Origin of the sequence: Propionispira arboris, from assembly GCF_900109225.1 — a bacterium.
GTDB lineage: Bacteria > Bacillota > Negativicutes > Selenomonadales > Selenomonadaceae > Propionispira > Propionispira arboris.
The window spans coordinates 312,227-326,786 of record NZ_FNZK01000002.1; the positions used below are offsets into that span (position 1 = coordinate 312,227).

General features: G+C 36.5%; 16 protein-coding genes. All 16 read left to right on the top strand.

What is annotated here, in order from left to right:
• The first annotated feature begins 49 nt into the window (after window positions 1-49).
• On the top strand, window positions 50-1,015 hold the full coding sequence (locus tag BMY14_RS03415) for an NAD(P)H-dependent flavin oxidoreductase (RefSeq protein ID WP_091829212.1): 966 nt from the start codon (window positions 50-52) through the stop codon (window positions 1,013-1,015).
• Between the two features lie 257 nt (window positions 1,016-1,272).
• A complete protein-coding gene (locus BMY14_RS03420) occupies window positions 1,273-2,085 on the top strand; it encodes a DeoR/GlpR family DNA-binding transcription regulator (RefSeq protein WP_245741244.1) in 813 nt (270 codons plus the stop codon).
• A gap of 519 nt (window positions 2,086-2,604) precedes the next feature.
• The gene (gene fsa / locus BMY14_RS03425; protein ID WP_019555658.1) at window positions 2,605-3,258 is read left to right on the top strand and encodes a fructose-6-phosphate aldolase; all 654 of its coding nucleotides are present in this window, start codon (window positions 2,605-2,607) and stop codon (window positions 3,256-3,258) included.
• The gene (locus BMY14_RS03430; RefSeq protein ID WP_218144872.1) at window positions 3,255-4,118 is read left to right on the top strand and encodes a transketolase; all 864 of its coding nucleotides are present in this window, start codon (window positions 3,255-3,257) and stop codon (window positions 4,116-4,118) included. The genes fsa and BMY14_RS03430 overlap by 4 nt, the downstream gene beginning before the upstream one ends.
• Window positions 4,106-5,047, top strand: a complete 942-nt coding sequence (locus BMY14_RS03435) for a transketolase family protein (protein WP_091829216.1) — start codon at window positions 4,106-4,108, stop codon at window positions 5,045-5,047. Before BMY14_RS03430 ends, BMY14_RS03435 begins: the two co-directional genes overlap by 13 nt.
• Before the next feature lie 20 nt (window positions 5,048-5,067).
• Window positions 5,068-5,520, top strand: a complete 453-nt coding sequence (rpiB, locus tag BMY14_RS03440; RefSeq protein WP_091829218.1) for a ribose 5-phosphate isomerase B — start codon at window positions 5,068-5,070, stop codon at window positions 5,518-5,520.
• Window positions 5,521-5,699: 179 nt separating this feature from the next.
• Window positions 5,700-7,088, top strand: coding sequence for a sn-glycerol-1-phosphate dehydrogenase (locus BMY14_RS03445; protein WP_091829221.1), 1,389 nt, complete (start codon window positions 5,700-5,702; stop codon window positions 7,086-7,088).
• Between the two features lie 73 nt (window positions 7,089-7,161).
• Window positions 7,162-7,524: a transcriptional regulator GutM gene (locus tag BMY14_RS03450; protein WP_177177462.1), complete on the top strand. Its 363-nt coding sequence runs from the start codon at window positions 7,162-7,164 to the stop codon at window positions 7,522-7,524.
• Between the two features lie 206 nt (window positions 7,525-7,730).
• Window positions 7,731-8,267, top strand: a complete 537-nt coding sequence (gene srlA / locus BMY14_RS03455; protein ID WP_091829226.1) for a PTS glucitol/sorbitol transporter subunit IIC — start codon at window positions 7,731-7,733, stop codon at window positions 8,265-8,267.
• 37 nt (window positions 8,268-8,304) lie between these two features.
• Complete coding sequence (gene srlE, locus BMY14_RS03460) at window positions 8,305-9,288, top strand: PTS glucitol/sorbitol transporter subunit IIB (RefSeq protein WP_091829228.1); 984 nt, start codon at window positions 8,305-8,307, stop codon at window positions 9,286-9,288.
• 136 nt (window positions 9,289-9,424) lie between these two features.
• The gene (gene rpiB, locus BMY14_RS03465; RefSeq protein ID WP_091829229.1) at window positions 9,425-9,883 is read left to right on the top strand and encodes a ribose 5-phosphate isomerase B; all 459 of its coding nucleotides are present in this window, start codon (window positions 9,425-9,427) and stop codon (window positions 9,881-9,883) included.
• A gap of 52 nt (window positions 9,884-9,935) precedes the next feature.
• Window positions 9,936-10,292, top strand: coding sequence for a PTS glucitol/sorbitol transporter subunit IIA (locus BMY14_RS03470; RefSeq protein WP_091829231.1), 357 nt, complete (start codon window positions 9,936-9,938; stop codon window positions 10,290-10,292).
• Window positions 10,293-10,378: 86 nt separating this feature from the next.
• Complete coding sequence (locus BMY14_RS03475) at window positions 10,379-11,185, top strand: HAD-IIA family hydrolase (RefSeq protein ID WP_091829233.1); 807 nt, start codon at window positions 10,379-10,381, stop codon at window positions 11,183-11,185.
• Window positions 11,186-11,378: 193 nt separating this feature from the next.
• Entirely contained in the window at window positions 11,379-12,995 is a 1,617-nt protein-coding gene (gene glpA, locus BMY14_RS03480) for an anaerobic glycerol-3-phosphate dehydrogenase subunit GlpA (protein WP_091829277.1), read from the top strand.
• Window positions 12,982-14,253 carry an anaerobic glycerol-3-phosphate dehydrogenase subunit GlpB gene (gene glpB / locus BMY14_RS03485; RefSeq protein WP_091829235.1) on the top strand — a complete coding sequence of 424 codons (1,272 nt, stop codon included), beginning with the start codon at window positions 12,982-12,984 and terminating at the stop codon, window positions 14,251-14,253. Before glpA ends, glpB begins: the two co-directional genes overlap by 14 nt.
• A gap of 1 nt (window position 14,254) precedes the next feature.
• A partial coding sequence (locus BMY14_RS03490) for a 4Fe-4S dicluster domain-containing protein (protein WP_143063137.1) occupies window positions 14,255-14,560 on the top strand: 306 nt, incomplete at its 3' end.

Genomic DNA, 14,560 nt, shown 5'->3' on the forward strand with positions numbered 1-14,560 from the left:
AATCCTTAAAAACGGTGCTGTTTTTTATATATTTGAGGAGGCTTTTAAAATGAAACTGCCTGAACTTAGAATAGGAAATTTAGTTGCAAAAATACCAATTATTCAAGGTGGTATGGCTGTACGGATTTCTACGGCACGACTTGCAGCGGCTGTAGGCGAAAACGGAGGCATAGGAATCATCGCTGGCTCTGGTATGTCTTTTGATGAACTGCGTACTGAAATTCGCTTGGCACGTTCCCTGACAAAAGGCATTATTGGTGTGAATGTGATGGTTGCTGCCAGGGAATTTAAAGAACTTGTAAAAACAGCGATTGACGAAGGTATTGATTTAGTTGTAGCTGGTGCCGGATTTTCGCGTGATGTATTTGATATAGGAAAAGAGAGTAATACTCCAATTGTTACAATGGTATCATCGATAAAAGCAGCGAAACTTTCAGAAAGATTAGGCGCAGCAGCTGTTGTTTTCGAAGGAAAAGAAGCTGGGGGGCATTTAGGTACGACAAATCATTCGATAAAAGATTTTATAGCTGAGATGAAAAATTCCGTTCATCTTCCGGTTATTGGTGCGGGAGGGATTGTTAATGGACAGGATATAGCAGAAGTGTTAAGGCTTGGTGCTGACGGAGTTCAAATGGGTACACGATTTGCTATGAGTGAAGAATGCAATGCCGCTCCTGCCTTAAAAGATTTTTATTTGAAGGCACAAAAAGAAGATGTTGTCTTAATCGACAGCCCGGTTGGGTTGCCGGGACGTGCCTTGAAAAATCCATTTGCTGAACAAATTGATCAAGGAACCGCAGGATCAAAAGACTGTAAAGCTTGCTTAAAACATTGCAGTCATAGTTTTTGTATAATCCGTGCCTTGTCGAGAGCACAACAAGGCGATGTTGCGACAGGACTGGTATTTACTGGTGAAAATATCTATAAAATAAAAGAAATATTGTCGGTTAAAGAGATTTTTAATAAGTTATTAAAAGAAATAGAGGTGGCAGATAATCTCTCATCTTCTAATTAGATGAATTTTCTGTGCATAAATCTAAGATCCTATATAACGAATTTTGTTGATTATTATCCTTTTATATTATATTATATAAATAGAAACATGTGCATTTAGTGTATCAATAGTGTAATGAGTAAGGTGAATTTAATACATTAAAAGGCATTTTAAACTGTATATGAGTATAAATTTTCTTGAATATCTATATAATTTGAAAATGGATATTAAGAATGCTCGATAAGTTTGAAATTCATTATAGAGGGGAAATAAATATTGTGCTTGCAATCGAACGTCACAGAGTTATTTTAAAGCTATTGTCAGAAAATGGACAGGTTACGACAAATGAATTATGTGAGAAATTAAGTGTGTCGCCAGCTACAGTACGTAATGATTTAAATAAGTTAGAAAACGATAAATTGATTTGTAAAACGCATGGTGGAGCGACATTGTTAATGCCTCGAGACGATATGCCACTGGTTAATTCAGTCGTATCTAATACGTTTAGCTTTAAGACGCGTGAAAGTAAAAATGGTGAAGAAAAACAAGCTATCAGTGAATATGCTCTTCAGTATATTCAAGATAATCAATGTATTTTATTGGATGCAAGCTCGACGGCACTTGTTTTAGCAAGAAAATTAGACCGCTTTAATAAACTTACTGTTATTACAAATGGTATTTATACTATGCTGGCATTAAAGGAAATGCCCAATATCACAGTTATCTTTATCGGTGGAATCGTAACAAAAAATTCGGGCTCTATTGAAGGTTTATTAGGTGCTGATATATTAAATCATATTAATGCTGATTGTGGATTTATTTCTGCAAATGGATTTACATTAAACGAAGGACTTACGGATTTTAATGTTTATGAAGTGGAATTAAAAAAAGCAATGCTTAAACATTGCAAACGTATTGTAGTTATGTTGGATTCGTTGAAATTCGAAAATATATCTACAACAAGTTTTTCTGCTTCATCAAATCTTGATTTGGTTTTAACAGATGAAAAAATCGATAAAGATTTATTGGATAGGTATAGGAAACATGGAATACACATAGAGATTTGTCCATATAAATCTAAACTTGAATAAAATAATGACAAGACTTTTCTTTAGAGATGTTATCTTTAATAAGCTTAATTATTACTTTGTTGAACTCTATCAATGTTTATAAATGAAACATTGATAAAAAAATACTTTGTGTAAATTAAAATTATATACAATTAATAAATATTTTTGCGACAATTTGTCAATATGACAGATTGTCCTTTTTTTGCCAATAACGGTTTTTTACTCTTGTGTGTGGCGTGAATAAAAAGATAAAAAAGGAGTTGGATAGAGTTTGAGACAAAAAATAGAAGTTATTAAAATACAACTAATAGTTTAGATTTTTTAGCGAAATGCTATTTACTCAACAGTAATGATCTCTTGAAAAGTTCTTTTTATTATTTATTTTTGTTTAAAATTAGCGAAAATAGCATTAATAAAAATATAATAAGATAAAATACGATAAAAAAGCTTGAAAAAAGAAAAGATAAATGATATTATAAAGCAGTAAAGAACAGAAATCTTTATAAAGTATTAATATTAAATAGTGTGGAGGTATGATGAATGAAATTTTTTATTGACACGGCTAAAGTTGAAGACATTAAAAAAGCAAATGATATGGGTGTTATTAGTGGTGTAACAACCAATCCATCCTTGATAGCCAAAGAAGGTCGTGATTTTAAAGAAGTAATAACTGAAATTACTTCAATAGTAGATGGTCCTATTAGTGGTGAAGTCAAAGCAACGACAACAGATGCAGAAGGAATGATTGCGGAAGGTAGAGAAATTGCTAAAATTCATAAAAATATGGTCGTAAAAATTCCGATGACGATCGAAGGGTTAAAGGCAGTAAAAGTTTTGACTTCAGAGGGAATAAAGACAAATGTAACACTTATTTTTAGTGCAACGCAAGCTTTATTAGCTGCGAAAGCAGGGGCTTCGTATGTTTCTCCTTTTTTAGGTAGATTGGATGATATTTCTACCCCGGGAATTGATTTAATTCGCACAATAGCAGAAATATTTAAAATTCATGGTCTCAAAGCAGAAATTATTTCTGCAAGCGTACGTAACCCTATTCATGTTATTGACTGTGCATTAGCTGGTGCCAATATAGCGACTGTTCCATATAGTGTAATAGCACAGATGACGAAACATCCACTTACACAACAAGGTATTGAAAAATTTCAAGCCGATTATAAGGCTGTATTTGGTGAATGAATATAGGAAAAGGACTGGTACGTGTGGATAAACTAAAGTTACAAAAAGTTTCAAATAAAATAAGGTCCAATATTATTGAAGCGGTGTATTCTGCGCAATCGGGACATCCTGGTGGGTCATTATCATCTGCAGATATTTTTGCATATCTTTATTTTGAAGAATTAGACATTGATCCAAACGATCCAGATAAATTGGATCGTGATCGTTTTGTTTTATCAAAAGGGCATGTGGCACCTGGATTTTATTCTGTATTGGCACTAAGAGGTTTTTTTCCGGTAGAAGACTTGAAAACTTTTCGACATCTCGGTTCTTATTTACAAGGACATCCGGATATGAAACATATTCCTGGTGTTGATATGTCGAGTGGCTCTTTAGGACAGGGAATATCAGCAGCTACTGGCATGGCACTTTCGGCTAAGTTAAGTAATGATAAATATAGAGTCTATACATTGTTAGGTGATGGTGAATTGCAAGAAGGACAAGTTTGGGAAGCCGCAATGTTTGCAGGGTCGCATAAACTTGATAATCTTGTTGTGATTATTGATAATAATGGTTTACAAATCGACGGAAAAATAGAAGATATATGCTCACCATACCCAATTGACAAAAAATTTGAAGCTTTTAATTTTCATGTGATTAATACGGATGCACACGATTTTGATGCTTTGCATAAAGCCTTTGAAGAAGCAAAAGAAGTAAAAGGCAGACCGACCGTTATTGTTGCTAAAAGTATAAAAGGTAAAGGTGTTTCATTTATGGAGAATGCAGTAGAATGGCATGGTAAAGCTCCAAATGAGACACAATACAAACTTGCCATGGAAGAGTTGGAAAGAGCAGGTAGTTTATTATGTCAGAAATAAAAAAAATTGCAACAAGGGAAAGTTATGGAAATGCATTAGTTGAATTAGGTGAAACCTATAGCGATTTGATTGTTTTAGATGCAGATTTGGCAGCGGCCACGAAAACAGGAATTTTCAAAAAAGCGTATCCGGCACGTCATATTGATTGTGGAATTGCCGAATGTAATATGATGGGGGTTGCAGCGGGTTTATCAATCACCGGAAAAGTTCCATTTGCCAGTACTTTTGCGATGTTTGCTGCCGGGCGGGCCTATGAACAAGTACGTAATTCAATTGGCTACCCTCATTTAAATGTTAAAATTGCGGCAACACATGCAGGAATTTCAGTAGGTGAAGATGGAGCTACGCATCAATGCAATGAAGATATTGGTTTGATGCGATCTATTCCGGGAATGGTTGTAATTAATCCAGTTGATGATATAGAAACAAAAGCTGCAATTAAAGCTGCTTACCATTATAATGGACCAGTTTATATCAGGTTGGGTCGATTAGTAACACCAATCATTAATAATTCTAAAAGTTATCATTTTACACTTGGTAAAGGCGTTCTATTGCGTGAAGGAAATGATTTAACGGTTATTTCTACGGGACTTTGTGTAGCACCAGCTTTAGCAGCGGCAAAAGAATTAGCGGAAAAAAAGAATATTCAAGTACGAGTGATTAATATTCATACCATTAAGCCGCTTGATGAAGAATTAGTATTAAAAGCAGCAGCTGAGACTGGAAAAATTATAACGGTTGAAGAACACTCTGTAATTGGCGGGCTTGGCAGTGCTGTAAGTGATTTACTTAGTGAAAAATTACCGACACAAGTTTTGAAAATAGGCATTCAGGATTGCTTTGGCGAATCTGGACCAGCAGTAGATTTGCTTCATAAATATGGATTAGATCAAGAAGGAATTTACAAAGCGATCATTGGAAATTTATAAATACGAGGGAGTTGTTTTAGATGAAAATTGCCATCGGGTGTGATGAAGCCGCTTACAATTTAAAAGTGGAACTTATTAAGTTTCTAAAAGAAAAAAATATTGAAGTTGATGATTTTGGGGCAAAAGAAAATGATACAGTGTTATATCCGGATGTAGCTTATACCGTAGCTGATGCAGTTGCAGCGGGTAAATATGAACGAGCTATTTTACTTTGTGGGACAGGTATAGGCATGTCAATTTGTGCAAACAAAGTTCCAGGAATTCGCGCAGCCGTATGCCATGATCCATATTCGGCAGAACGTGCCAGAAAGAGCAATAATACTCAAATTATGTGCCTGGGTGAGCGAGTAATTGGCGTGGAATTAGCGAAATATTTAGTGAATATTTGGCTGGGCTGTGATTTTGCTGGCGGTGGTTCGGCGGCAAAAGTTGTCCGTATTATAGAATTAGAAAAAGAACACATGCATAAATAGTGTAAAGTTGTTTTGTAAATAAATGGTTCAATTCATATTCGTTGTTTTAGTAAGTGGACGAATATGAATTGAAGTCCATATGTTTATATATATATTTATTCATACAGTTTGAATTTACTGAAAGTTAAGTATATTTGAAATTTCATGATGGAATTAAGTATAAGGGAGTTTGATGAAAAATGAAGTTGACGATGCATAATGTAAGTCATTTGGAGATTAACAAGTTTTTGGGTGAAAAAATAGACTGTGAATGTGGTAAAACACATTATATGAATGTAGATGAAGTTATTATCAAAAATGGCGCAATAGAAATGCTGGGAGATATTTTAAAAAAGTATAAGTATCAAAAAGCTTTAGTAGTTGATGACTCACATACACACAAAGCAGCTGGAGAAAAGGTAATAGAGCTTCTTGCAGCACAGCAATTTGATTATAAACTCTTTGTTTATGCTGTTGACAGGGATCTTGTTCCAGATGAAAATGCACTTGGTAAATTATTAGTTCAGATTGAAAAAAATATTGATGTTTTAGTTGTTATTGGTTCAGGTGTATTAAATGATATAGCTAAATTTATCAGTAAACAAACCAATATACCAATGATTCTGGTGGCAACGGCACCATCAATGGATGGTTTTGTTTCTAATACATCCGCATTAACGATCAATAACTTAAAAACAAGTGTAAGCTGTAATTTACCACAAGTTATTATTGGCGATCTTGATATTTTGCAAAAAGCGCCAAAGCGTATGATTTTAGCTGGCCTGGGAGATATGATTGGCAAATATTCAGCATTAATTGATTGGCAATTAAGTCGGTTGATTAATAATGAATATTATTGTGAACCTTCAGCTCAAATATCCAGAGATGCAATTGAAAAATGTGTAAAAAGTGTAGTTGACACGAATGATAATGCTGATTTTGATGCTGCGGCTATTAAAAATATTATGGAAGGGTTAATTCGTACAGGTATCGCAATGAGTTATGTGGGAAATTCGCGACCAGCATCCGGATCGGAACACCATATGTCACATTATTGGGAAATGATGTTTTTATTTGCAGGTAAAGAAGCGTTGTTTCATGGTACGAAAGTAGGCTTAACCAGTATTATTATTGCTAACATATATGAATGGTTTGCTAAAGAAAAAACGATTGATTTTGATGCTGCTAAAGCTAAAATCAAGGCTTTTAATGAAACTGAATGGACAAATAATATTACTGGCTTTTATGGAAAAGCAGCGTCAGGTATTATTGCAAATGCAAAAAAAGATCAGCGTAATGCAATTAATATGCGCTTAAAAAGAGTTGAATTTATAAAAGAACATTTTTCGGAAATTATTGATATCATCAAAACCGCTCAAAAAGCAAGTTCAATTGAAAGTTTAATGAAAAAAGCAGGTGCACCAATACGTCCGCAAGAGGTGGGCATCGATGCATCAATCGTTCACAACAGTGTTTTAACAGCGCATGAAGTTCGTGAAAGATATACCATTTTGAATATGTTGTCTGATTTAGGTATGTTAGAAAAATATGCCCAACAAGTCGATACTTATATCAGTACAAAAAAATAATAAGGTTTCGATTATAATAAATCCTCTATTTAGATAATATCAGGTAATAAACTTGGAGGAGCGTGAGTCAATTTTGGAAAAATTTCTATTCGTTTTATTTGGGTTTTATCTGTTGCAGACTTTCTTCGCTTTCTTACAGATGCAGCATTTTAAAAAAACAGTTAAAGAGCTTCGGGTGAAAGGCATTATTGGAATTGGTGTAAAAAAGAGCAAAGTATATAAAGGTAATGTTGTTATCTTGGTAAGTAATAAATTTGGTCAAATCTTGGAAGCTAAAGTCATGTCGGGGTTTAGTGTATTTGCCAGATTTAAAGAGAAAAAAGAGGTCTGTGGAATTCATTTTGATGAGTTATTAGCAGTGACAGCAGACAAAAAGAAAGAAGCGGCTATGAATGAAGCTTTGATGCAAATCAAGCAGCAACTGCTGGTATCCTAAACTTTGCTAGATATAGATTTTTAACCTTTGATGTTGTACTGAATTGCAATACAAAAAACATATAAATAATTTAAATGTTTTTTGTATGCGATTTTGGGTTAACATAAATAAATTTGAGAAAGGAGCAGTATATTTAATTGAAAAGTAAGAATTCATTTTTTGCGAGACAAAGAAAATATGTTTATTTATTTGAAGGGGGTTATTAAATGGAATCACTAGGCTTTTTAGCAGAAGGTTTTATTGCACTATTCCATAGAGGCGGAGAAAGTTTTATGGGAATGGTAACGGGCATGCTTCCTACATTAATTGTTTTGATTACGGCGGTTAATGCTTTAATTAATATTATTGGGCAGGACAGAGTAGATAACTTTGCACGGTTGACAACTAAAAATATTATTTTAAGATATACTATTTTCCCAGTATTGGCAATGTTCTTTTTGGGTAATCCAATGGCTTACAGTTTTGGTAGATTTTTACCAGAAAAATATAAGCCAGCATTTATGGATGCTGCCATCACATTTTGTCATCCAATTACAGGACTATTTCCACATGCAAATCCGGCAGAACTTTTTGTTTGGTTAGGTATTGCTGGTGGGATTACACAGTTAGGTTTTTCTACAGGTGAGTTAGCTGTAAGGTATTTTATTGCAGGTGTCATTGTTATATGCATCCGTGGTATTCTAACGGAAAAAATTACCCTTTATATGTTGAGAAAATCTAAGAGTAAATTACTGGAAGAATAGTAGTTTCAAAAAAATTTAGAAGAGGTGTAATTGATTTATGAGTAATGCAATTAAAATTGAAAAAGGTCCTAATGGATGGGGCGGTCCTTTAACTATTAAACTTACGGAAACAAGAAATAAGGTTGTCTGTATCACTGGAGGAAGTTTGCATCCAGTTGCAGTAAGAATTGCTAAATTATTAAATGCAGAATTGGTTAATGGATTTAAAACAGGTGTACCAGATGATGAAATTGCTGTTGCAATTGTGGATTGTGGTGGTACTTTGCGCTGTGGAATTTATCCTAAAAAAGGAGTTCCTACCGTTAATTTAACGCCTGTTGGCAAATCGGGTCCTTTAGCACAATTTATTAATGAGACTATTTATGTATCAGATGTAAAAGAATCTACTATTACACTGTTAGAGGGAGATGCAGCAGATTCTGCAGAAAGAACGATTGCAGTGACGACGCCTGCACAAGAAAGACCAGATATTTCAGATGAACCAAAACAAAAGGTAAATATTTTAGCACGATTTGGGCAAGCTGCAGGTGGGGTAATTTCGATTTTTTTCCAAGCTGGTCGTGATACGATTGATATGGTTATAAAAAGCATATTACCATTTATGGCATTTGTTAGTATGCTGGTCGGTATTATTTTACAGTCTGGCTTGGGAGATATTATAGCGAATTTCATTTCTCCTTATGCAGGCAGTTTGGGTGGATTGCTCGTTATTTCAATTATTTGTGCATTGCCAGTTTTATCGCCTTTGTTAGGTCCTGGGGCTGTTATTGCACAGGTTATTGGTGTTTTACTTGGTACGCAGATTGCAGGCGGCAGTATTCCTCCGCAGTATGCATTGCCGGCATTTTTTGCTATTGATGCGCAAGTCGGGTGCGATTTTATGCCAGTTGGTTTGAGTTTGATGGAAGCTAAATCGGAAACGATTGAAATCGGGGTACCGGCGATACTAATGTCAAGGGCAGTTACTGGACCTATTGGTGTTATTGTTGCATACTTTGTTGGTTTGGGTTTATTTGCTTAAGTTATTGTAAATCATGGCTTTTATACACAATAATTATAGACACCTGTCAATTTTGAAAAGTGAGAAATTTCTTTAAAATCGAGAGGTGTCTGTTTATATCAGATTTGATAAATATATTTAAGAAGGGAATATATGAATGAAACAAGTTGTTGTAATCGGAAGTGATCATGCGGGATTTTTAATGAAGCAAATCATAGCTGAAAAACTTAGAAAAGATAATTTTGAAGTAGAAGATATAGGGACTGATTCAGAAAAATCGGTGGATTTTGCACCTATAGCAAAATCTGTGGCTGAAAATGTAGCAAATAATTTAGATAAAAAAGGAATTTTAATTTGCGGGACTGGAATAGGTATGTCGATTATGGCTAATAAGGTCGCTGGTATAAGAGCGTCACTTGTTCATGATTTATTTTCGGCACATGCAACCAGAGAACATAATAATTCAAATATTTTGTGTATGGGTGCTCGTATTATTGCAGTTAGCATGGCCTGCGAAATTGTTGATACTTGGCTTGCGGCACCTTTCTTAAAAGGTAAATACGAAAAACGGCTTGATTATATAACAGATTACGAAAAAGAACATACAAAAAAGTAAAGTATATAAATGCAAGTATATTTGAACAAACACTAAGATGAGGTGGACAAATATGAAATATGAAGTAGAGATTGTTAATATTGGTAAATTTGTAGAGAGTATGTTAGATGAGGGGGATTTAATTATATTCGATAAATGTCCTAATGAAATATTAGAAGATGTTTGTATCATGCATACACGTGATCAAATAAAATCGACGATTCAAATTGGTGATACCGTTATTTTAGGTGCTAAAAAGTACGAAATTACGGCTATTGGTGATGAAGCGATTCATACGCTGGAAGAAATGGGACATTGTACTTTTAAATTCACAGGTGTGGATATAGTTGAGCTTCCGGGACAAATTGTTTTAAAAGGAAATGAAAAACCGATTCCTTTACAGATTGGTGACAAAATTTGTATTGGTTAAATTTTTATCATAAGATTTTGTATTTGTATAAAGTAAACTGGATTTTTTAATATAGACCGAAATATAGTATAATGGGTGGGGTTTGTATGAAAAGCTTAGGGGAAATTAAATGTTTTTTATTAGACATGGATGGGACTATTAATTTAGGTTCAGTTTTATTGCCCGGGGCTAAAGATTTTATGGACTACTTACAGAGCAGCGGCAGAGATTTTGTATTTGTTACCAATAATTCATCTAAAAACAGTGAGCATTATGTAAAAAAAATGTGCGCTTTAGGTATCAAATGTGACGCTTCTAATGTTTTGACATCGGGTGATGCTACTGTTAGTTATTTAAACAGTTTAAAACCGAAAGCACGCGTTTATTTGATGGGAACACCAGAGTTGGCACAAGAGTTTCAAGAAGCAGGATTTAGTTTAACGGATAAAAATCCTGAATATGTTGTCTTAGGTTTTGATATGACATTAACCTATGAAAAGCTTGTAAAAGGATGTGATTTTATCCGTGATGGCGTTACCTACATTGCAACACATCCAGATTTTAATTGTCCTGTTGAAAAGGGTTATATTCCTGATTGTGGTTCTATGATTGAACTTATAAAAGCTTCAACCGGAAAAGTACCATTTGTGATTGGAAAACCAAACAAAGAAATTATAAAAAGCGCTTTTCGTAAAAGAAGTCTATATTCATTGGATGAATTTGCGATGGTAGGTGATCGGGTTTATACAGATGTAAAGACTGGAGAAAATGCAGGAATTGTTTCGATTTTGGTATTATCTGGAGAAGGAACTGTTGCCGATTTAGACAAATATGGTGTTACAGCTACATTTGTTTATGATAGTGTGGGTGCCATGTGTAAAGATTTGAAAAAGTATGATGAATTTAATTATTAAAAAATAAATGAGCAATAATAAAGGTCTAAATAGTTTGATTTCTAAATATTGGAATAATTTTCTCGATTATGATATGAAATACATTGGATACATATTTACGCAATATGAAGTATTTTGAAACATTTTTAATACTGAAAAAACATAGAATTTAAGAGAAAACATATAAGCTATATAGGGAGGCGCAAAATTGGTGATGGAAAAAGCGACAGTGCTTGTAATTGGCGGTGGCGCCACAGGGGTTGGCATATTGCGCGACTTAGCAATGCGCGGCGTAGATGTCATGCTGCTTGAAATGCGTGATATGGTACATGGGACGAGTTCTCGTTACCATGGTCTGCTGCATAGCGGAGGACGTTATGCTGTGAAAGATGCAGATGCTGGACGTGAATGTATTGAAGAAAATACGATTTTACGTAAAATAGGCAGGCATTGTGTGGAAGCGACCGAAGGGTATTTTGTCCGTTTGCCAGAAGATGATCCGGCCTATGAAAAAGAATGGGTTGAAGCCTGCAAAAAGATCAATTTACCGGCCATCCAAATCGACCCTGCGGAAGCCTGGCATTTGGAACCAAACTTAACCCATCGTGCCCAAGCTGTATACCGTGTGCCGGATGCAGCCATTGATGGATTTCGCATGGCCTGGCAAAATATTGATTCTGCGAAGAGATATGGCGGCAGAGTAAAAACGTATACCGAAGTGGTTAAAATTCATTCTGTAAACGGACAAGTAACTACGGTTACCGTTCGTGACTATTTCACCAAACAACAATATGATATTGCCTGCGAATTTATTGTGAATGCAGCGGGTCCCTGGGCGGGACAGGTCGCAGCCTGTGCGAATATTCCAGTCCATGTGCAGCCGGATCGAGGCACACTGGTTGCATTTAATCATCGTCTAACCAGCCGTGTTATTAACCGTTTACACAAATCATCCGATGGAGACATCTTTGTTCCCCATGGATCGATTACGATTTTAGGAACGACCTCAACCACCGTGAACAGCCCGGACGATACACAACCGTTGACATCCGAAGTGGAATATCTGCTTGGTATTGGGGAACTTACAATAGAAAATCTTCGTGGTTTTCGCATATTACGGGCATTTTGCGGTTCACGTCCACTTTATACGGCGGATCCAAATGCAACCGGTCGCGGCGTATCCCGCGGGTTTGTAATTTTGGACCATGCGAATGATGGACTGAAAGGCTTTGCCAGCATATGTGGCGGTAAATTCACCACCTATCGCCTGATGGCAGAACATATGGCAGATCTTGTCTGCAAAAAACTCCATAATACAACTCTTTGCCGTACGGCGATTGAACCACTAGTCGAAGATGTAGCACCAGAAATTCTAGCGAAGGCACGGCAATATTTCCCTGCCTATGGAGTTTCACTGGCCTCCTCCAGATTGGGTGAAGCTACATTAAAGAACGTCATTGCCCGGATGCAAGCCGATCCAACAAAACGTGAACTTGCTTGTGAATGCGAAAATGTTACCCTGGCAGAAATAGAAGAAGTTGCAGAACTTCCGACCAGTCATACATTAAGTGATATCCGCCGGCAAACAAGAATGGGCATGGGAACCTGTCAGGGAGCTTTTTGTACATTTCGTGGAATGGGACTCGTCGCACAAGATGACATAATTCCCCAACATGATACCGTAAAAGAAATGAAAGATTTCCTGCAGGCTCGTTATAAAGGCCTTTCACCCATACTTTGGGGCAGTACACTGCGAGAAATGGAATTGACAAGAGGAATCTATGAAAGTGTATTCAATCTAAATGGAGCGATGTCTGATGAAAAAAAATGATGTACTTGTAATTGGCGGAGGATTCTCCGGACTGCTGGCGGCCATCGCCGTTGCAAAAAAAGGCAAAGCCGTAACGCTGCTCAGATTTGGGCTCGGTACGTTTGAAATTGGTGGTGGGCTGGTAGACCTAATGGCATATCCGAACGATAACAGACCTTGCCGGACCCCCGCAGAAGGAATCCAGCAGCTCTCGCCCGAGCATCCATACACGAAACTGGGGCTGCCACTTATAAAAAAAGCAGTCGAATTTTTTTTAAATCTCACCAAAGAAGCAGGCTATGAATACGAAGGCAGCACGACCCAAGCCCTGCATTGGGTGCCTACCGCCGTCGGAACCATGAAACCAACCGGACTCTATTCAAAAACATTTACTGGTGAAATATTAAAAAATGCCAAAACCATTTATTTGGTAGACTTTAAAGGGCTCAAAGATTACTATGCAAAAATGACAGAACAAAATCTCAAAAAACATTGGGGTGAAGACAAAGACTATAAAATTGTGACCGTTGATCCGCATATGGAAGAAGCGATTGGCGGTCGAGATATTATGACAATGGATATCGCTCGCTGGATCGATACCAAAGAAGGTTTAGAAGAATGCACAAAGCAGCTAAAAGCCGTTATAAAACCAGGAGCAGCCATTGTACTGCCACAAGTACTAGGAACAAGACCCGATTATACCCCCTATACATTCTTAAAAACAGAACTACAGTGTGACATTACCGAAACGCTATGCATTCCACCATCCATGTCCGGCATGCGTTTATCCAAAATGCTTCATGACTGTGCCAGAAAATATGGAGTCAAAATTATTGAACAAGCGAAAGCAACCGGATCGGTCATTCGAGATGGTCGTTGTGAAGCCGTTCTTGTAAATGGTGTCGGTAAAGAACATACCTACTATGCAGACCATTTTATCCTTGCCACGGGTGGCTTTTATGGTTCAGGTCTTTATGCACCCAGTGCAAAAAAAGGGACCGAACCCATATTTAATCTACCCGTGAATCTTTCAGCCGGTGAAGAAACCTGGGCTAACTTGGACTTGTTTTCAGATAAAAAACAACCATTTGCCCAAGTTGGCATTGCTGTAGATCCTGAAATGCGTCCTATTGATAAAAAAGGACAGTGCATTTTGAAAAATGTTTTTGTCACAGGCCGTAATCTCAGTGGGTATGATTTTAGCTTTGAAAAATCCGGAAATGGTGTAGCCCTTGTCTCTGCCTATCAGGCAGCTGCCTCGGTGCTAGAGGTGAAATAATATGGACGATAAAAAAATAAACTTACCCGATTGCTGCATTGCTTGTACTGCCTGCATAACCGCATGTCCTGTAACCGCGGCAACACATAAATTCCGTGGACCCAAAATGGTGGGCCCCGCACAGTCTCGACTGAACTTTGCCCAAAATGATTCCGAAGCCTCCCTTGAATACTGCTCAAACTGCAAAAATTGTGATATTGCCTGTCCGTCCAGTGTGCCAATTTCGACCTTAAATATGCTGGCGCGGGCAAAATATTATGAAACACACCCGCATTCACAGCGTGACGAAATGATGGGGCATCCTGAA

Coding starts and splice junctions, on each gene's coding strand:
- srlA (WP_091829226.1), top strand. CDS start 7,731: ATGGAATCACTAGGCTTTTTAGCAGAAGGTTTTATTGCACTATTCCAT.
- BMY14_RS03430 (WP_218144872.1), top strand. CDS start 3,255: ATGAATATAGGAAAAGGACTGGTACGTGTGGATAAACTAAAGTTACAA.
- rpiB (WP_091829229.1), top strand. CDS start 9,425: ATGAAACAAGTTGTTGTAATCGGAAGTGATCATGCGGGATTTTTAATG.
- srlE (WP_091829228.1), top strand. CDS start 8,305: ATGAGTAATGCAATTAAAATTGAAAAAGGTCCTAATGGATGGGGCGGT.
- BMY14_RS03435 (WP_091829216.1), top strand. CDS start 4,106: ATGTCAGAAATAAAAAAAATTGCAACAAGGGAAAGTTATGGAAATGCA.
- BMY14_RS03475 (WP_091829233.1), top strand. CDS start 10,379: ATGAAAAGCTTAGGGGAAATTAAATGTTTTTTATTAGACATGGATGGG.
- glpA (WP_091829277.1), top strand. CDS start 11,379: ATGGAAAAAGCGACAGTGCTTGTAATTGGCGGTGGCGCCACAGGGGTT.
- fsa (WP_019555658.1), top strand. CDS start 2,605: ATGAAATTTTTTATTGACACGGCTAAAGTTGAAGACATTAAAAAAGCA.
- rpiB (WP_091829218.1), top strand. CDS start 5,068: ATGAAAATTGCCATCGGGTGTGATGAAGCCGCTTACAATTTAAAAGTG.
- BMY14_RS03415 (WP_091829212.1), top strand. CDS start 50: ATGAAACTGCCTGAACTTAGAATAGGAAATTTAGTTGCAAAAATACCA.
- glpB (WP_091829235.1), top strand. CDS start 12,982: ATGAAAAAAAATGATGTACTTGTAATTGGCGGAGGATTCTCCGGACTG.
- BMY14_RS03470 (WP_091829231.1), top strand. CDS start 9,936: ATGAAATATGAAGTAGAGATTGTTAATATTGGTAAATTTGTAGAGAGT.
- BMY14_RS03445 (WP_091829221.1), top strand. CDS start 5,700: ATGAAGTTGACGATGCATAATGTAAGTCATTTGGAGATTAACAAGTTT.